Annotated in this window: 17 protein-coding genes; 5 read left to right on the top strand and 12 right to left on the bottom strand. The window is 66.4% G+C overall.

The window, feature by feature from the left end; genetic code table 11:
- The first annotated feature begins 46 nt into the window (after positions 1 to 46).
- Positions 47 to 928: an AAA family ATPase gene (locus DFR69_RS03975; protein WP_110035964.1), complete on the top strand. Its 882-nt coding sequence runs from the start codon at positions 47 to 49 to the stop codon at positions 926 to 928.
- Complete coding sequence (locus DFR69_RS03970) at positions 912 to 2,294, top strand: vWA domain-containing protein (RefSeq protein ID WP_110036152.1); 1,383 nt, start codon at positions 912 to 914, stop codon at positions 2,292 to 2,294. Before DFR69_RS03975 ends, DFR69_RS03970 begins: the two co-directional genes overlap by 17 nt.
- A 58-nt stretch (positions 2,295 to 2,352) precedes the next feature.
- Here the strand turns inward: DFR69_RS03970 and DFR69_RS03965 are convergent, their stop codons facing one another.
- On the bottom strand, positions 2,353 to 2,790 hold the full coding sequence (locus DFR69_RS03965; RefSeq protein WP_110035963.1) for a nitroreductase family deazaflavin-dependent oxidoreductase: 438 nt from the start codon (positions 2,788 to 2,790) through the stop codon (positions 2,353 to 2,355).
- 28 nt (positions 2,791 to 2,818) lie between these two features.
- Positions 2,819 to 3,274: a carboxymuconolactone decarboxylase family protein gene (locus DFR69_RS03960; protein WP_110036151.1), complete on the bottom strand. Its 456-nt coding sequence runs from the start codon at positions 3,272 to 3,274 to the stop codon at positions 2,819 to 2,821.
- Positions 3,275 to 3,448: 174 nt separating this feature from the next.
- Here DFR69_RS03960 and DFR69_RS03955 point away from each other — a divergent pair, with 174 nt between their 5' ends.
- The gene (locus DFR69_RS03955) at positions 3,449 to 5,941 is read left to right on the top strand and encodes a tetratricopeptide repeat protein (RefSeq protein ID WP_244198060.1); all 2,493 of its coding nucleotides are present in this window, start codon (positions 3,449 to 3,451) and stop codon (positions 5,939 to 5,941) included.
- Here the strand turns inward: DFR69_RS03955 and DFR69_RS03950 are convergent.
- Positions 5,901 to 6,428 (bottom strand): DinB family protein, encoded by a 528-nt coding sequence (locus DFR69_RS03950; protein WP_110035961.1) that lies wholly within the window; start codon positions 6,426 to 6,428, stop codon positions 5,901 to 5,903. The two genes, DFR69_RS03955 and DFR69_RS03950, sit on opposite strands and share 41 nt — an antisense overlap.
- Positions 6,429 to 6,490: 62 nt before the next feature.
- On the opposite strand from DFR69_RS03950, the gene DFR69_RS03945 reads away from it, so the two are divergent.
- Complete coding sequence (locus DFR69_RS03945) at positions 6,491 to 7,447, top strand: helix-turn-helix transcriptional regulator (RefSeq protein WP_110035960.1); 957 nt, start codon at positions 6,491 to 6,493, stop codon at positions 7,445 to 7,447.
- A gap of 5 nt (positions 7,448 to 7,452) precedes the next feature.
- Here DFR69_RS03945 and DFR69_RS03940 read toward each other — a convergent pair whose 3' ends face one another.
- The 9 genes from DFR69_RS03940 to DFR69_RS03910 form a co-directional block, all read right to left on the bottom strand.
- Positions 7,453 to 7,776 (bottom strand): hypothetical protein, encoded by a 324-nt coding sequence (locus tag DFR69_RS03940; protein ID WP_110035959.1) that lies wholly within the window; start codon positions 7,774 to 7,776, stop codon positions 7,453 to 7,455.
- Positions 7,777 to 7,787: 11 nt separating this feature from the next.
- Positions 7,788 to 8,180 (bottom strand): hypothetical protein, encoded by a 393-nt coding sequence (locus tag DFR69_RS03935; protein WP_110035958.1) that lies wholly within the window; start codon positions 8,178 to 8,180, stop codon positions 7,788 to 7,790.
- Complete coding sequence (locus tag DFR69_RS03930; protein WP_110035957.1) at positions 8,180 to 9,433, bottom strand: amidase domain-containing protein; 1,254 nt, start codon at positions 9,431 to 9,433, stop codon at positions 8,180 to 8,182. The genes DFR69_RS03935 and DFR69_RS03930 overlap by 1 nt, the downstream gene beginning before the upstream one ends.
- Positions 9,434 to 9,517: 84 nt before the next feature.
- Entirely contained in the window at positions 9,518 to 9,679 is a 162-nt protein-coding gene (locus tag DFR69_RS34325) for a hypothetical protein (RefSeq protein WP_167456139.1), read from the bottom strand.
- Positions 9,680 to 9,707: 28 nt separating this feature from the next.
- The gene (locus DFR69_RS03925; RefSeq protein ID WP_110035956.1) at positions 9,708 to 10,394 is read right to left on the bottom strand and encodes a resistance to Congo red protein; all 687 of its coding nucleotides are present in this window, start codon (positions 10,392 to 10,394) and stop codon (positions 9,708 to 9,710) included.
- A gap of 69 nt (positions 10,395 to 10,463) precedes the next feature.
- Positions 10,464 to 11,738: a hypothetical protein gene (locus DFR69_RS03920; protein ID WP_244198059.1), complete on the bottom strand. Its 1,275-nt coding sequence runs from the start codon at positions 11,736 to 11,738 to the stop codon at positions 10,464 to 10,466.
- Positions 11,735 to 11,950: a hypothetical protein gene (locus tag DFR69_RS33815; RefSeq protein WP_146229188.1), complete on the bottom strand. Its 216-nt coding sequence runs from the start codon at positions 11,948 to 11,950 to the stop codon at positions 11,735 to 11,737. The genes DFR69_RS03920 and DFR69_RS33815 overlap by 4 nt, the downstream gene beginning before the upstream one ends.
- A gap of 516 nt (positions 11,951 to 12,466) precedes the next feature.
- Positions 12,467 to 13,495 (bottom strand): DNA cytosine methyltransferase, encoded by a 1,029-nt coding sequence (locus DFR69_RS03915; RefSeq protein WP_110035955.1) that lies wholly within the window; start codon positions 13,493 to 13,495, stop codon positions 12,467 to 12,469.
- Entirely contained in the window at positions 13,495 to 15,318 is a 1,824-nt protein-coding gene (locus tag DFR69_RS03910; RefSeq protein ID WP_110035954.1) for an ATP-dependent nuclease, read from the bottom strand. Before DFR69_RS03910 ends, DFR69_RS03915 begins: the two co-directional genes overlap by 1 nt.
- Positions 15,319 to 16,068: 750 nt before the next feature.
- On the opposite strand from DFR69_RS03910, the gene DFR69_RS03905 reads away from it, so the two are divergent.
- The gene (locus tag DFR69_RS03905; protein WP_110035953.1) at positions 16,069 to 17,097 is read left to right on the top strand and encodes a DNA cytosine methyltransferase; all 1,029 of its coding nucleotides are present in this window, start codon (positions 16,069 to 16,071) and stop codon (positions 17,095 to 17,097) included.
- Positions 17,098 to 17,112 lie beyond the last annotated feature (15 nt).

Genomic DNA, 17,112 nt, shown 5'->3' with positions numbered 1-17,112 from the left:
GACGCCGCGGTCCGCCGTATCCGGGCCCCACCTACACTGGTTACCGATGAGTAAGTTCTTTTCCTCGGTGGACCAGGTGACCGACCGGCTGAGCGCGGCCGGGTACCTGCCGTCCCTCGACATCGCGACCGCGGTGTTCCTGGCCGACCAGCTCGGCAAGCCGCTGTTGATCGAGGGTCCGGCCGGTGTCGGCAAGACCGAGCTCGCCAAGGCCGTCGCCGCCGCGGTCTCGGCCGAGCTGATCCGGCTGCAGTGCTACGAGGGCATCGACGAGGCGCGCGCGCTCTACGAGTGGAACCACGCCAAGCAGCTGCTGCGCATCACGGCCACCTCCGGTGAGGGCTGGGAGGGCACCCGCGAGCACGTGTTCACCGAGGAATTCCTGCTGTCGCGGCCGCTGCTGGCGGCGATCCGCAATCCGGACCCGACGGTGCTGCTGATCGATGAGCTCGACAAGGCCGACGTGGAGATCGAGGGCCTGCTGCTCGAGGTGCTCAGCGACTACCAGGTGAGCATCCCGGAGCTCGGCACCGTCACCGCCGTGCGCAAGCCGTTCGTGCTGCTCACCTCCAACGCGCATCGGGAGCTGTCCGAGGCGCTCAAGCGGCGCTGCCTGTACCTGCACATCGACTATCCGACGGCCGAGCTGGAGAAGGCGATCGTCCGGCTGAAGGTGCCGGAGCTGGACGCGGCGCTCGCCGAACCGGTGGTGACCACGGTGAGCGCGCTGCGGCAGCTGTCGCTGCGCAAGGCGCCCTCGATCGCCGAAACGGTGGACTGGGCCAGGACGCTGGTGGCGCTGGGCACGCGGACACTCTCGGCGGGCGTGGTGCGCTCGACGCTGGGTGTGCTGCTGAAGTACCAGTCCGACCATCGGCTCGCTGTCGAGCGTCTCGCACTGGATGGGCCCGATGACGGTCCGCGTTGAGTTCGGCGGCGATGTGCCCACCGCGGACCGGCTGGTCGACTTCGTCGGCCTGGTCCGCGAACACGGCATCCACGCGGGACCCAGCGAAACCGTCGACGCGGCCGCCGCGATCGTGGTTCTCGGCACCGCCGACCTGGCGCTGCTGCGCTCCGGCCTGGCCGCGTGCCTGCTGCGCCGCAACGGCCAGCGCTCGGTCTTCGACCAGCTCTTCGACCTGTTCTTCGGCGGTGGCAGGCCGGCGCCGCGGCCGGGCGCCGATCCCGATTCGCTGCGGGAGCGGGTGACTGCCGCGCTGGTGGCGGGCGAGGACAACGCCGAGCTGGCCAGGGAAGCGCTCGACACCTTCGGCGCCTACGGCGGCGCGGGGGAGACCGCGGGTCGGGTGAGCGGGGCTTCCGGCGCGGGCTGGTCGTCGTATCTGACGATGAAATCGCTGCGCCCCGACGAGATTTCCGAAGAGGTCGCGCAAACCCTCGGCGGCGCGGGACAATTCGACGCCGCCGTGCACACGATCGAAGCGCGTCGACGGGTCGACCGGTTCCGCGCGGCCGTGCAGGCCGAGGCCAGACTGCGGTCGGCCGAGCTGCGCGGTGTCGAGAACATCGCGCGTCGCGGTGTCGAAAGTGCCGGGGACAGCGTCGATTTCCTCGGTGCGCGCTCGCAGGACCTGGCCGAGATGCGCCGGCTCGTGCATCCGCTGGCCCGCAAGCTCGCGACCCGCCTGGCGGTACGGCGCAAGAAGGCGGTTCGCGGCCAGATCGACCTGCGCCGAACGTTGCGCCGCTCGATGGGGACCGGCGGCGTGCCGATCGATCCGGTGCTCCGCGCGCGCCGCCACGGTCGCCCGGATCTCGTTGTGCTGGCGGATGTCTCGGGCTCGGTCAGTGGTTTCGCCGAGTTCACGCTGCAGCTGGTGCAGGCGCTCCAGGACCAGTTCAGCCGGGTCCGCAGCTTCGGCTTCGTCGACACCTGTGCCGAGATCACCGGCTATTTCACGCCGGGCGAGCCACCGGCTCCGGGTTTCGCGCAGGACATCGTGCGCGAGGCGGGTGTCACCCGGTTCGGCTCCAGCAACTACGGCGAGGCGTTCCAGGGTTTCGTCGACCGATATCTCGACGCGGTCGGCCCGCGCACCTGCGTGCTGATCCTCGGCGACGCCCGCACGAACCGCACCGACCCGAATCTGGCTGCGCTGGAAGCGATCTCCGAGCGCGCGAAGGCGGTGTACTGGCTCAATCCGGAGCCGTCGCGATCATGGAACACCGGCGATTCCGCGGCGCAGGCCTACACCGAGGTCGTCACGATGCACGAGTGCCGCAATGTGCGTCAGCTGGCCGAGGTGATCGGCAGACTCCTGCCCGCCTGAGCGGGCTCCGGCGATGCGGTGAGCTGCCCCGGGCCGGGCAGCTCACCGTGGCCGGTGGTCATCGCGACGACAGTCGCACGACCGCGTACTCGTGCTCGCTCTTGGCCTGGTACTTGCCGTAGCGCGGCTGCTCGGCGGTGATCGCGTCCCAGGCTTTCGCCCGTTCCGCGCCGGTGAGCACCTGGGGCACGACCTGTCGCGGGGACTCGCCCGGCAGTTCGATGCTGGCCTGTTCGGGGTGCGCCAGCAGATTGCGCTGCCAGTCCGGGTCGCCGTTCTTGCCGCCGGAGGCGACCAGCAGCCAGGTGTCCTCGCCGCCGGGGAACCAGGAGATCGGGGTCTGGCGCGGTGTGCCGGTGCGGCGCCCGACGGTGTTGAGGATCAGCACGTTCATCCCCATGAAGGTGCCTTTGCCGTTGCGGATCTTGCGGTTCATCCTGGCGTTCATCTTGTGCTGCATCCACCGGGAGAAGCCCCCGTGCGAGGTGTCGGCCATCGGTCTGTCCTTTCTGGTGAAGGGGGCGTCAGCCCCAGGCGCCCGCGATCTGGCGGGTGGTGGCGTTGAGCCGGTTGAACATGTTGGTGACGCCGATCATCAGCACGATAGAAGCGAGCTGACGTTCGTCGAAGTAGCTGGCGGCCGCGTCCCAGACCTCGTCGGTGACCGCGTTGGGGCGATCGGCCATGCGGGTGGCGGCCTCGGCCAGTTCCAGCGCGGCGCGCTCCTCGTCGGTGAAGTACGGCGTCTCGCGCCAGGCCACGACGGTGGCCAGCCGCTCCTCGGACACTCCCGCCTTGCGGGCGGTCTTGGTGCCGCCGTCGACGCAGGCGCTGCAGCCGTTGATCTGGCTGACCCGCAGGTGCACCAGCTCGAGGATCTCGCCGTCGACGCCGCCGGTCTGCACCGCCTTCAGGACCTGCTGGATCGGGCCCATGGCGTCGGTGAGGACCATGGCGGGGTTCTGCATCCGGGACTGCATGATGTTCTCCTTCGTCGTGTCGTCTCCGCTGTTCGCGGTGTGTCTCAATAACAGCCCGAGCGGCACGGGAACACGATGCCTGTGGGACACTGTGGGACAGTGAAAAACGGCCCTGACCTCCCACTTGTCCGTGGGAAATCAGTCGTACCGGGCTGGGACGATGGAGTGGGAACGGTGGTTGTGCAACAGCAGGCGCGGGCGTATCCGCAGGACGAACTCGCCGCGCGCCTGCGCATGATCCAGGAGTTGTCGGGCCGGGGCGTGCGCGCGCTCGCCCGCGACACCGGGCTGAGCTCGTCATCGCTGTCGCGCTACCTCAGCGGTCAGACGGTGCCGCCGTGGCCCGCCGTGCTGGAACTGTGCCGCCTGGTCAAACGCGACCCGCGGCCGCTGCGCCCGTTGTGGGAGCGGGCCGCCAACCCGCTGCCCGCGCCGCCGAAGACGAGCCGCCAGGTGCAGCCGCCCAGCCCGCCCGCCGACGCGCCGCGGCCCCCGCGCAACGATCTGCCCCGCGACATCCCCGACTTCACCGGCCGGGCCGAGGCCCTCGACGCGGTCCTCGCGGCCGTGCGCACCGATCGCGTGGTCGCCATCGACGGGATGGCCGGGGTCGGCAAGACCTCGCTGGCCGTGCACGCCGCGCACCGCCTGGCCGCCGACTATCCCGATGCCCAGCTCTACCTCGACCTGCACGGCTTCACTGACGGCCGGCAACCGCTCGACCCCGATGCCGCGCTGCGCTCGCTGCTGGCCGCGTTGCAGGTGCCCTCGGAGAAGATCCCGCAGGGCGAGGACGTGGAACAGCGGGCCGCGTGCTGGCGCTCGGAGCTGGCTCAGCTCAAAGCCGTTGTGGTGCTGGACAATGTCGTCGACGCCGACCAGGTGCGGCTGCTGCTGCCCGGCGCCGGCGACTCGGTCGCGCTGATCACCAGCCGCAACCGGCTGCTCGGGCTCGACGAGGTGCCGCCGGTGACCCTCGACGTGCTGTCCGCGGCCGAGAGCGCCGAACTGCTGGCCCGCGCCAGTGGCGACGGGCCCGACGGACGCCTGGCCAAGGACCCCGACGCCGCCGCCGAAGTACTGCGGCTGTGCGGACATCTGCCGCTGGCATTGCGCCTGGCCGCCGCCCGGTTGCGGCATCGGCCCGGCTGGTCGGTCGGCATCCTGGTGGAGCGCATGGCGGAGGGCCCCAGCGAATTCGACACCGCCTTCGGCATGTCGGTGCGTCAGCTCAACCGCGACCAGCGCAGGCTGTTCCGGTTGCTCGGCCTGCTGCCCGGCTCCTCGTTCACCGACTACGTGGCCGCCGCGCTGGCCGACATCCCGCTGCGCACCGCGCGGATGATGCTCGAGGAACTGCTCGACGCGCACCTCGTCCAGCAGCCCGCCGAGGACCGCTACCGCCTGCACGACCTGGTGCACCAGCACGCCCGCCGCGCGACCCTCGACCAGGACTCGCAGGCCGATCGGGACCGGGCGCTGCTGCGCGTGCTCGACTACTACGTGCACACCGCGGCCGCCGCCGACGCCGCCATGCCGTTCCTGTCACCGGGCCGCCCGGTCTCGGCCGGATCACCGCCGGCCGAACTGCCCCGCTTCGCCGACAAGAACACCGCGTTCCTGTGGTTCGTCTCCGAGTACACGAACCTGATGTCGGCGTTCTACGCGGCGGTCGCGGCCAGGGCCGACACGCACGTCTGCGAGCTGCCGCGCTTCATGCGCGCCTATTTCGCCCGCCGCTGCGGCACCACCCATCTCAACGCGCTGTTCGAGCAATCCCTGTCCGCCGCACAGCATCTCGGCGATCCGCTGCAGCTGGCCGAGGCGCACAGCGATCTCGGCTTCGCCCGCTACAACGCGGGCCGCATGGCCGAGGCCGCCGAGGCGTACGCCGCCGCCGAACCGCTGGTGAGCGCGGCGGGCGACACGCTCACCGAAGCCGAGCTGACGATGCGTCGCGCCCAACTCCATTGGGACGAGGGCGATGTCGAACGTCCGCTGACCCTGTTCCGGCGCGCGAGCGAGCTCTACACCGCCGCCGACTGTCCGATGGGTGCCGCGCACGCGATCGCCAGCGAGGCGTGGGCGATGCTGCAACTCGGTCAGCGCGAGCAGGCCGCCCAGCTGGCCCGCCGCGCGCTCGACATCCCGCACGCCGACCCCGCGTGGCCGCCGTCGCTGCCCGCACGGATCACCCTCGGCGTGTCCATCGCCGCCGACGAACCCGAAGCGGCGCTGGAACATCTGGCCGAGGCGCTGACGCTGGCCCGCGAGGACGGCCACAAGCACAACGAGGCCTGGTGTCTGAACTGCCGGGGCGTCGCGCTGCGTCAGATGGGCCGCTACGACGAGGCCCTGGACAGTCACCGCGCCGCCTTCGCCCTGCTCGACGAACTGTTCGAGGAGCACTGGAAGATCCACTTCCTCAACGGCTATGCCGAAACCTGCCGTCTCGCAGGGCTTCCCGATGAATCGGCGCGCCTGTATCGCGAAACTCTCGACCTGGCACCGCGACTGGGCTACCGCTTCGAGGAGGCGATGGCGCACCAGGGAATCGCCGAGGTGCTCGACGACCCCGCCGCCGCGGCCGATCACCGCGCGGCGGCCGAGGCCATCCTGTCCGAGCTCAGCCCATCGACTTCGCCCCGTCCAGCGCTTCGCGAATGATGTCGGCGTGGCCGGTGTGCTGCGCGGTCTCGGACATGATGTGCATGAACGTGCGCCGGGCACTCCAGCGCGCGCCGGGTTCGAACCACGGCGCCTCCGGCAGCGGCTGACTCGCGTTCAGGTCGGGCAGGGTGCGCACGAGCTCGTCGGTCCGCGCGGCCACCCGCTCGTACTCGGCGAGCAGGCCCGCGAGGGTCTCGCCGGGCAGCATGCGGAAGGCGTCGGACCAGGCGGCGAGCTGTTCCTCGGTCATCGAGTCGAAATCGGGGGTGGCCGCCGGGCCTTCGACGATGAACTTCGCCCAGTTGGCCTCGACCGCGGCCACGTGCTTGATCAGCCCGCCCAGGCACAGCTCGCTGACGGTGGTGCGCAGCGCGGCCTGCTCGTCGGTCAGGTCGCGAGTGGTGTTGCGCAGGAAGAAGCGGTGCTTGCCCAGCATCTCCAGCAGGTCGGTGCGTTCGGTGTCGAGAAGCGTCTCTGAAGTCATGAACCCAAGGTAGAAACCATTGCGGCCAGTTTCTGTCCGCAATGGCGGCGATACTGGAAAACATGGCCGACACGAGCGCACGCACCCTCCGTCTGCTGTCGTTGCTGCAGACCCACCGCTACTGGCCCGGCACGGAACTGTCCGAGCGCCTGGGTGTTTCGGCGCGCACGCTGCGCCGCGACATCGACCGGCTGCGCGAGCTCGGCTATCCCGTGCACGCGCGCCCCGGCGTCGACGGCGGCTATCAGCTGGCCGCCGGCGCCGCGCTGCCGCCCCTGGTCCTCGACGACGACGAGGCCGTCGCCATCACCGTCTGCCTGCAGGCGGGTTCGCAGGGCGCGGCCGACGGCCTGGCCGAACCGTCGGTGCGGGCCCTGGCCAAGCTCGTCACCGTGCTGCCCACCCGCCTGCGCCGCCGCGTCGACGCCCTGCGCGCCATGACCATCTCCACCGCCTGGAACGCCGTCCCGCTCGCCGACCTCGACCCGGCCGTCCTCACCGACCTGGCCATGAGCTGCCGCGTGGAGGAACGCCTCACCTTCACCTACACCGCCGCCGACGGCCGCACCAGCACCCGCGAGGTCGAGCCCCACCGCCTGGTCTCCCTCGGCCGCCGCTGGTACCTGGTCGCCTACGACCTCACCCGCCACGACTGGCGCACCTTCCGCGTCGACCGCCTCTCCGACTCCCACACCACCGGCGTCCGCTTCCGCCCCCGCGACCTCCCCGCCGCCGACGCCGCCACCTTCGTCCGCGACGGCATAGGTTTCGGCCGCACCCTCTACACCGTCCACGCCGACCTCGAGGCCCCCGCCCCCGACATCACCACCCGCGTCGGCCGCTGGTGCACCGTCACCCCCCTCACCGCCACCCGCACCCACATCGAGATGACCGTCGACAACCTCGACTGGCCCCTCCTCGTCCTCGGCCGAGCCGAAGCCCCCTTCACCATCCACGAGCCCCCGGAACTCCTCGCCCGCGTAGCGGAATGGGGCGCCCGCTTCACCGCGTCGGCCTAGCGGTACTACTCCGACATCGTGTCCACAGCCTTGCCGATCCGATCGAGGCTGGTGGCGTAGCGTTCGTCGACGGAGACACGTGCCGACACGATCTCGACGATCTTCTGACCGATGCTCTCCAGTTCGTCGAGACTCGCGAGGATGTCGCGCTTCCGCAGGAACGCCAGATCGATCAGCGCCGGCCCGGTCTTCCATCCGTCATTGGCCTCGGCGGCGGGGGCGATCTCGTCGAATTGTGTCTCGACGCGGGCCCTGGACTCGCTGCTGTTCGTCGAGATCGCGCTACCCGCCTGCGAGGCGGTCGCGGGGTCGATGCAGATGTCGCCCATGGTTGTTCCTCTCAGATCCTGGCTGCGCAGGGGTGATACCCGGGTGACGCGGGTTCGTTCGGTCCTGGAGAAACAGTCGCGAAGGTGACCAGTGCCGCGTACAGGCCGACGACGATGAAGGCGATGCCGGCAGCCAGCAGGCCGACCGGCTTCCATCGGGATGTACTGCGCGCGACCGACACGGCAACTGCGATGAGCAGTACGGCCGTGCCGATGAGCAGACCCGCGCCGAGCGCGTTGAGCAGCACCGCGCCGCCGGGCACGTCGACGGTCTTCGCGCAGCGAGTGGCAAGCAGTTCACGTTTGCGGTCGTCGAGCATCGCATCCGCCGCGACCAGCGCGCCGATCGCGCCGAGGAATGCGGCCGCTGCGGCACCGAGGGTGATCTTCGGCTGACGCGCCACTACCAGGTCTCCTTGGGTCGAATGACGCGGATGTTCTGGGTGCCGCCGTCTTGGTTCGCGAAGCCGACGCGATCGGTGAGACTGAAGTCTTTCCCATTCGTCGTGTGCTGGGTGTAGAGAACGTCGCCATTCGGCAGAACTCCGGTGACGATCGCCGTGTGGTGAGCTTCGCCAGGGGAGTAGCTGCCCACGTTCTGTGTGTGCTCCCAATAGATCACGTCGCCTGGCTTCGCGCCTTGGACGCCGACGTCCTGTGCACCGTTGTCCAGGAAGAACTTCTTCTGCGCCTCGGCGTTGTACCACGTGTCGGTATAGCTGAGCCCCTGTAGCGATCCCGGGCCCGGCGGATCGAAATCCATCCCAGCCGTCCGGCTGTAGTTCCAGCCGTCGTCGTCGGTGGTGAGCGAGCCCTTCGAATCCAACCCGGCCGCCGACATCGTCGTGGAGACGAAGTTCGCGCAGTTGTTCTCGAAGATATCGATCGAGGTGTCGTTCGCGTGCGCGCGAGCGAATTCGACCGCCTTCACCGCGTTGTAGCCGTTGGATCCCTCGAGCTCCTTCTTGACGTTCTCCGGTATGCCATCGAGATTGTGCAGTTCGACAGGGACCGCCAGCATCAGGTCCTGCCGCCGGTCCACCGGTAGCGAGTTCCACCACTGTGCGACGACATCGGGGGACTGCCCGGCGGGAAGCGTCTCGCGGATGGCGTCGAGCGCGTCGGTCACCGCGGCTGATTGCTGCTTGATCGCTTCGTCGAGCGAGCTGCTATCGACACTGATGGCGAGTTTCCGCAGCGCGCCCGCCACCTCTTCGTCGGCTCGCGTCGCGGCATCGACGGCATCTTTGATCAGCGCGTTGCAGCGCGTGCGATCGTCTTCGGCAGCATCGGGATCATGATGATCGGCGGGGACGACGAATGCTTCGCCTTCCAACTGCAGTCCGGCGACGGTCCCCGCCGAGATCGCCGAACTCGCTTGGGACTGCGCGATACGTGCCGCGTCCTCCAGCGTGTCGAGCGCGGTGACAGCTCCGCGTAGGAGGACGCCGATCTCCTCGAGCTTGCCGGTGACTCCAACGATTCGGCCGCGCACGATCTCACCGAGATAGTCCGGCCACGATTCTTCCAATCGGCGGGTGCCGTTGGCGTGGATCTCGGCTACCGCCTCTTCGCAGTCTTTCGCCGCCGCGAGGAGGTCGTTCGCCGCCGCCTGCCACTTCCCGGGGTCCGCGTAGCGTAGTTGGTGCAGATTCATTGCGTTCGTTCATATCAGACGCCGTGTGCTTTCGTGGACCAGGCGCCGATGCCTGCCCAGCAAGGCGAGCAGGCCACGAGTCATTCAGTCGACGCTGCCGAACGCGCCGTGGGGCAGCAGGTGATGCAGCCACTTGCGCAGCGGATTCTGGCCGAGGTGCAGGCCGTTGTCGTCGTGCCGGCCGCGGTCGACGAATTCGGTGGAGGTGGGCGCGGAGGACGGCTGCGCGGAGGCCTGACCGGCCACTCCGGCGACGCGCCGGCTTTGCCGGCGTCTACCTCGGGCCGTATTGCGGCGGATGGCCCGGATGCCCCTTAGGCGCGCCATAACCCGGCACAGCCTGCGGTTGGGCCTGGTAAGGAGAGTTGCCCGGGTGGTACGCCCCGGGAGGCATTCCGTACGGCTGCGCCCCCTGAACAGGCCACCCTGGACGAGTTCCCTTGCACCACCGACGAGTCGACGGCAACACCGCGAGAGTGAACGTGACCAGCGGGAACACCATCACCAACAGCGAAATCGCCCAGGGAATCTCGACATAGGCCCCGAGCATGCTGTCCACACTCGTGTTCCCGAAGATCGAACTCTGCCCGCTGATGATCGGAAGGTCGTACTCCAGACTCAGCACGAGCCCCGTGAACGCCCCGAGCAGATACGCCACGATCACCCCGAAACAACCCAGCGCCACCAGCGTCGGCCCCGACCCACGCCGCCCGAACACCTGCGCCGCCCCTACGAGCAGCATGACAGCGGCCACGAGATCGATCACGAACGACACCGCGACCACGATCGATACCCATCCGGGCATGAACCCCCACCCGAACACCGGACTGTCGAAGCGCACCGTGTTCACCACGTACATGAGAACCCCACCGAGCCCGGCCAGGCCACCAACAGTCGCCAGTATCGCCGCGGTCACCGCCGTCCCTCCGGTGGCGGGACGCTGGGCGGGAGCGGGATACATGGTTCCTCCTGGAATCGACAGCCGCTGTCCCGAGTACCCACTTTCCCGACATCCATGTCGCGCCGGCGATCAACCCTGCCGATACCGCTGCTTGCGCCGACGATGGAAGAACAGCTGATCGACAGCCACCGGCGCGACCATCGCGGTGATCTCGGCCAGCCGCGTGTCGTACTGATGCTCGGTGATGCACCGATGCAGATGTGCCCGCCGTTCCGGCCCCAGCCCCGCCCACACGGCGCCGAACCGAGCGCGCGCGTCGTGCCCGGCGACGGCGACCACATCGAGTAGCGCGGGCCAGCAACCGGTTTCGGTCGCCCGCGCGGGCAACTCGGCGACCGCGGCGTCGGACAACGCGGCGAGCGAACAGCCGACGATCGTCTTGAATCGCTCGTCCATGCGGGTGGTCAGTGTGAACAGTCCCCGCCAGCACCCCGCGTCGTCACGACCGTCCAGTGTCCGGACCATCCCCGCCGCGACCCCGGCATTCTCGAACACCGGGTTCCCGACCAGCGTCCACAACCCCAGCGGCGTGAGATGCCCTGCCATGGTGAGGAATTCCGGCACCGCGCCGACCCGCAGCGCGTTCATGACCAGCAGGGCGACATCCCGCGGCCGGGCGTTGCCGAACAGCACATCACCCACCCGGCTGATCACGTCGGTGTCGCACCGCGAGAACACCGACAGCGCCGCGTGCTGCAGCGCCGGCGTCCCCGAAAGGACCGTCTGCGCCATCCGCGGCACCCGCCGATACGGCCCGTCGAGCAACTGCCGGACGACGGCGCTGAGAATCGCCACGTCGTACGCGTACGCCGCCGAATGGATCAGCCCCGCGTCATCGTGCACCCCCGCCTCGACCGCCGCGATCAATTCCGGTGTCGCGCACGACAAGAACGGCCCCGCCGTCACATAGTCCCGCCGCCGCAGCAACTCGTTGACGATCTCGACCACGGGTTGCGTCGGCGCCATGTCCGCGATCTGCTCGATCGCCCGCGGATCCAGATACGGCGCGCAATCGGCCGCGTACCGCGGATCCAGCATCGTCAACGTCTCCGCCGCCTTCACCGGATGCTCCACACCCACCGCGCCCGCCGCCCGCCCGGTCGTCATCGGCGGAACGAGCTTCTGCACCAACGGAATCGAGATCGACAGCGGAATGAACGGCACCAGCGCGCTGATCCGCCGAAACGTCTCGGTGTGCTGATCGAACAGCACCCCCGAGATCTGCTGCTGCAACTCGTGCAACCGATCCGCCCCCAGATAGCGCAGATGGTGCACCCGCTGCGGATGCACATGCAGCGTGCGGGCCAGCAGAATCAACTGCGCCCGCGTCGTCAGATCCGTCATCGCCCCCCGAACATGATCTTCTTCGTCACCGCGCGCAACGGCCGCGGCAACGCCCCCATGATCGAGTCGATCGACTTGTCCAACGCCTTGGCCTCGAACGTCACCGCCGACCGCATCAATTCGAACAGATCCCGCGCCTCCTCAGCGGGCAGCCCCTGCAACGCGGGCAACGTCTCCGGCGCGCCATCACCCCGGTCACCTCGAACAACCATGTGACTCCTGAACAACGCGCGACTCTCCCCCCGAGCATGCCGCCCCACCTGGCCCCTGGCCAGTACTTCACCAATATCTGTGCGTTACAACGAAAATTCCGGCACAGATACATGTGAACCGACGTCCCACCGACGATTGTGCTAAGCAATACCTCGCGTGCTGCCACCTTGCTTCCCGGATGTCTGGTTGCCGATGTCGGTACCGTGCACCGAGCTACGGTCGCCCACATCCGACCCACCGACCTGGAAAGCCCCATCAACACATTTTCTGATCGTGGCTACAGAGTGCAGCGGGCCATACATCAGTAATACTCGGCCAGCGCTTTATCGTGCGGCAGGTCGGAACGGCCGGGCCGAACTGCCGAACCTGGCGGTCCGCCCGAGGATGTCCCGAGCCAAGGTTCGTACGGCCGCACTACGTTCCAACGTCGCCGAACTGCAGGGGACTGTTGAGCTTTCAGAGACGCCCGCCGAACTACGCACAGTGCAACCGTTCGGCTGAACGGTTCTTCCGATTCACGTGGCAGCGGTCAGCGCCTGCCCAATCCGCTTCGCCATCAGGGGCGGCACCGCGTTGCCGACCTGTCGTGCCTTCGATGTCAGGGTCCCCGCAAACCGGAAGTCTCGGGGAAAGGTCTGGAGGCATGCAGCTTCCCGGACGCTGATCGCCCGATGCTGCTCTGGGTGTCCGAATCGTCCGTTGGAGTAGGAAATGCACCGGGTCGTGAGTCCCGAAGCAGCGCGGTCCCACCACATACGGCCATACGTATCGGTGTGGCCACCGTGTCCGGTATGGCACGGAAGGACGAGCTCTTTGGTCCAGTTGCGGCGATCTCCGCCTTCCGGTGTTGACCGGATGCGCAGCTTATTGATCTCGGACAGCCGCATAGTCGCATGGTCTGGGTCGTCGGGATGCACGTCTCCGTCGAGAATCGGAGGCAACGTCTCGATCGCCTGCCGCACCGTGGCCATCGGCTTCCCTCCTGCAATGACGTGGGTGGGCTTCGGTAGAGCAGAGCTGCCGATACGTGAAGCGACGATTACGAGTCGCTTGCGTTCCTGTGGGACACCGAATTCCAGTGCGCGGAGAATGCTATATTCCGCAATGTAGCCCGCCTCAGTGAGGGCTGTCATGAAATCCTCAAGTGGTCCTGACTTCTTGGGGTTCTGCAGCCCTGGAACATTCTCTACTACTACAAACTCTGGGCGTAACGTAGTCACAAATCGGCTAAATTCATAGAGTAGATTTCGGCGAGGGTCCTGGTCGGTAGTCGTCCTATTCTGTCGAGAGAACGGTTGGCATGGTGCACATCCAGCAAATAGTGTCGGACCTTCCGGCATAAGGTCTCTAATTTGATCGATCTCAACCTTGCGAATATCAGACTCAATGAAAGTGGAGCCTTCGAAATTGTGTCGGAATGTGGCCGCAGAATCTGGATCAAAGTCTATGCCTGCAGTGATGTTCATGCCGGCGTCTTTGAATCCCTGGCTAGTTCCGCCGCAACCGGAAAAGAAATCGATGACCGAAACATTTTTCGGATCCATTATAAACTCCCAATGAAGTCGTCGACCGTGCGGCGGATTTCGCTCATTGTCGCACAGTCGCCGGGGACACGCCGAAGGGCCTGCAGCTGGAAGGTGTGAATCGTGGTGCCGTCCGACTTGCCGGTCTGGGCCACTGTGTAGTCGCGCCACGAAGCCTTGCCGTTCGCGCTGGGCGTGGTCTCTGTCTGGTTGCCTGGGTCTAGGACACGGTAGTCCCAGAGGAATGCCTCCGGGGTCCAGCACGGGAGGAACGCCACGAAGCGCCGTCTCCACTCCAGCGTGCATTTGACCGACTCGGCGCGGTGCACAGCGCTCGTAGGATCGGACGCACTGAACGGTAGCTGTGGCCCGCCCTTACATTTGAAGGTCTTACCGATCTCCGCCTCTAGCTCGCCCGGAGGGATCTCGTCGACTGGCCTGGGCGGATCTATGGCCTGGTCACCGTCTAGTAGCAGAAGGAGGTCGGTTCGCTTCTCGTGTGCCCACATCGGCACGTAGTAGCTCCACAGCGTGTCGGCGCCGCCCGGCAGGAACTTGATCTGAACCGCGTCTCGGCGGGGATGGCCTTCAAGTGCCTGCTCCACCAGTTCGGCCGCCAGTCTATCTTCGACGACGATCGTCGGGTGCTCGTAATGCGCGCCGATTGCGTCGAAAGCGAACTGAGGAGCCGAATTTTGAACCGGGATATCAACCTTCCCGTCGACCGCGCGGACTGTTAGTACTTTGACTGCAGTCGGAGGCAACTCGCGAATCATCTCTGAAGAATGTGTTGCGAAAATGATCTGATGCTTGTGTACTTTGGCAGCTTCGATAAGATAGTTCACCACCTGACGTTGAGCGTAAGGGTGGAGCGAAACTTCCGGTTCGTCAAGCAAAATTAGCGACTTCTCTTTGGCGCTACTGATGCGGTGGACCAACAGTGCCACCGCATATTCTCCGCTTCCTGCAAAAGCTTCGGTATATTTCAACCCATCGGGTGACTCCAGGATAATTGTCCAACCACCTGGGCGTCCGAAATACCGATGGCGAATGAGTCGAATTCGGGAGTACTTTCTGCCAAGAATTCTCTCGACCCACACTCGCTGTTCTTCAGGCATGTCCAGAAGGGGCTGCATGATTCGCTCAACCTTGAACCAGACGTCGGACTCAAGCGAATTCTGTAGTGCTTTTGAAAGTCGGGACGTTCTGTTGCGTACGGACTTCTTTCGTGCATTTATGAGGTTCAGCTCTTCTTGCGTAGATCCGATATCAAATGGTATGTCGGCATGGTTCATGGCCCAGTCGAAAGCGGAGAGTTGAGATCGGAAGTCGAGGTAGAGAACGTCCTTCGAGATTGTAGCCCAGCGGGTTTTTGAGGCGTCCCCGTCGATCATCGGTATTGTCGGATCGAATCGTTCCATATTATCCGGCGCTGTGGTTAGTGGCCGGCTGGGTTCGAAAAGGTCAGGGTCTGCGACCGGTCCCGAACGGGAGTCTCGGCGCCGGCCGATGCGCGTCTTGATTACCTCTACAATTCCGTTGGAGCTCTTCGAGTAGCGGCCGTAAATGAATCGGTGCCTTTGGCTCGGCGGAATCTCGTCGACGGCTGTACCAAACCAGTAGCGGCCGAGGTCATTGCCGCGTGGGCATCCCTGTAGCGCCCGCAGAATTGCAGATTTGTTCGATCCGTTCGGTCCGGTTATAGCCGTGATGGGGTGGTTGAACTCAATCAGGAGGTTGGTCGACAAATTTCTAAACAATGGGAATCTGATATGGCGGATGGCTGGCTCGAAAGCCGAGCCCTGCCACATCTTTGCGAGAGTTTCATGCTCGGCTCCGTGCATCGTTGCCCCCTGGTGTCCTGTGTCGAGTCAACCCCTGCGCAACATGAAAGCTGCGGCGTCACGAAGCAACTTACACCCCCAGCCGTCGTAGGCAACAGCGGAATGCGGCACTCCCATCGAAGCGAAAGTTCCTCTCCGGTCGGTAGTTCCAGCCGGTTAGGCACTGCTGGGGGCGGGTGAGCTCAGGTTACGCCCGTACTCTGTGCCGGCAAAGATGAATGCCTCCGGACGCACGGTCAGTCCCGGTCGTTTTGGTCGTACTCATTCCGCCGCGCGGCGCCCCTCGGTCGGGGCAGGGCTGTGCGGTAACAGATCCGGAACATCAGCGGTGCTGACCTGGTGCCAATACTGCCAGCCGCGATGGCGCTCGTCTGAGTCCGCTCCGACCGTTAGTTCCTGAGGACCCGGTCGGCGGCGCGCAGCCTGCGGCCGAGGCCGCCGGTACTCCTGGCGGCTATGGCTGGCGCCGCGTTCCGGCAAGCGAATCATGTTCTCGGTCTAGCCGGGCGCTCAGCGGCAGCAGGTGGGATCGGCGGAGACTCACGCTCATCGGCAGACACATGGTCCGGTCTGCTGGTGCCATCTGTGGACCCGTCCATCGGTGTCTGCCCAGCTGCATAGAGGATCATTGCATGCTGTGTCAGCGCCGAATCGCGCACGGCCTCAAGTGGAGGTCCGGCGAGACCGCCAACTCGGCGTCGAACGCTACTCTTGGGCAGGTCGCAGACATTGTGGCAGTTAGGGGTGGCGATGGGGATCGAATCGGATCGTCTTGCGCACAGTTTGCTTCATACGAATCGGCTTGCCTCGATCGAGCTGTGCGCGGGCGCGGGTGGGCTGGCGCTCGGGTTGGAGCAAGCCGGATTCGACCCTGTGCTGTTGCTCGACAATCGAGACGTGGCGTGCGAAACATTGCGGGCGAATCGCCCTCGATGGAATGTTCTCCACAAGGACCTGCTCCGCTTCGAACCCAGAGTCGATCTGCCGGGGCGCCCGGAGATCGACCTCCTCGCCGCCGGATTACCGCGCGTGAAGTCCGCGGCTACCGCGTCGCGACCCCGGGGGAGTGGCTGGGAGCTGGAGCTTTTCGAGACCACCGCGCGGTTGACAGTGGAACTGCGCCCACGCGCGCTGCTGCTCGAAAATGTTCCTGATCTGCTGAAACGGGAGGAATACGCGTCGAGTCGCCGTCGGGTCGCCAAGCATCTCGAAGACGCCGGATACGAGTATTGCTGGCTGCTGGTGGATGCCTGCGATTTCGGCGTACCGCAGCACCGTGAGTACGCGGTCATGGTGGCCCTTCGTGAGGGCGGTGTCGACAATTTCGCGGCGAATCTTCGGCCGATCCCACCCGCTCCGGGACTGACCGTCGGAGCGGTCCTTCGTGGGTCGATGAGTGCGCGGGGGTGGAAGCAGGCTACCGAGTGGGCGGCTGGCGCCGACGGGATCGCGCCGACGATCGTCGGAGGGTCATGGGATCGTGGGGGCGGTGACCTCGGCCCGCAAGGCTCGGTCCGCGCCTGGGCGAAGTACGGCGTCAACGGGCGCGCGCTCGCCGATGACGTGCCCTCGGCATCGTTCGTCTGGGACCCTTCGCAGGGGGCGGACCACAAGGTGAAGCTCACTGTCGATCAGGTGGCCGCACTGCAAGGGTTCCCGCCGTACTGGACCTTCGAAGGTCGAAAAACGGCCAGGTATCGGCAGGTGGGCAACGCGACTCCGCCACCGTTCGCGCATGCCCTCGGCCTGTCCCTGAGATCGATCCTGTCCGGTAGCTGACTGTCGGTGTCGCCG

The sequence above is a fragment of the Nocardia neocaledoniensis genome, from assembly GCF_003182135.1.
Lineage (GTDB): Bacteria > Actinomycetota > Actinomycetes > Mycobacteriales > Mycobacteriaceae > Nocardia > Nocardia neocaledoniensis.
The sequence above is the reverse complement of the archived record's forward strand: the minus strand, read 5'-3'. Positions and strand labels throughout refer to the sequence as shown.

What these genes read in the sequence shown, in the direction of transcription:
- DFR69_RS03965 (WP_110035963.1), bottom strand. Translation starts at nt 2,790, where the DNA reads ATGGCCGACACCTCGCACGGGGGCTTCTCCCGGTGGATGCAGCACAAG.
- DFR69_RS03930 (WP_110035957.1), bottom strand. Translation starts at nt 9,433, where the DNA reads ATGAATCTGCACCAACTACGCTACGCGGACCCCGGGAAGTGGCAGGCG.
- DFR69_RS03905 (WP_110035953.1), top strand. Translation starts at nt 16,069, where the DNA reads ATGGGGATCGAATCGGATCGTCTTGCGCACAGTTTGCTTCATACGAAT.
- DFR69_RS03915 (WP_110035955.1), bottom strand. Translation starts at nt 13,495, where the DNA reads ATGGATCCGAAAAATGTTTCGGTCATCGATTTCTTTTCCGGTTGCGGC.
- DFR69_RS03910 (WP_110035954.1), bottom strand. Translation starts at nt 15,318, where the DNA reads ATGCACGGAGCCGAGCATGAAACTCTCGCAAAGATGTGGCAGGGCTCG.
- DFR69_RS03945 (WP_110035960.1), top strand. Translation starts at nt 6,491, where the DNA reads ATGGCCGACACGAGCGCACGCACCCTCCGTCTGCTGTCGTTGCTGCAG.
- DFR69_RS03940 (WP_110035959.1), bottom strand. Translation starts at nt 7,776, where the DNA reads ATGGGCGACATCTGCATCGACCCCGCGACCGCCTCGCAGGCGGGTAGC.
- DFR69_RS03920 (WP_244198059.1), bottom strand. Translation starts at nt 11,738, where the DNA reads ATGACGGATCTGACGACGCGGGCGCAGTTGATTCTGCTGGCCCGCACG.
- DFR69_RS03925 (WP_110035956.1), bottom strand. Translation starts at nt 10,394, where the DNA reads ATGTATCCCGCTCCCGCCCAGCGTCCCGCCACCGGAGGGACGGCGGTG.
- DFR69_RS03970 (WP_110036152.1), top strand. Translation starts at nt 912, where the DNA reads ATGACGGTCCGCGTTGAGTTCGGCGGCGATGTGCCCACCGCGGACCGG.
- DFR69_RS33815 (WP_146229188.1), bottom strand. Translation starts at nt 11,950, where the DNA reads ATGGTTGTTCGAGGTGACCGGGGTGATGGCGCGCCGGAGACGTTGCCC.
- DFR69_RS03975 (WP_110035964.1), top strand. Translation starts at nt 47, where the DNA reads ATGAGTAAGTTCTTTTCCTCGGTGGACCAGGTGACCGACCGGCTGAGC.
- DFR69_RS03950 (WP_110035961.1), bottom strand. Translation starts at nt 6,428, where the DNA reads ATGACTTCAGAGACGCTTCTCGACACCGAACGCACCGACCTGCTGGAG.
- DFR69_RS03960 (WP_110036151.1), bottom strand. Translation starts at nt 3,274, where the DNA reads ATGCAGTCCCGGATGCAGAACCCCGCCATGGTCCTCACCGACGCCATG.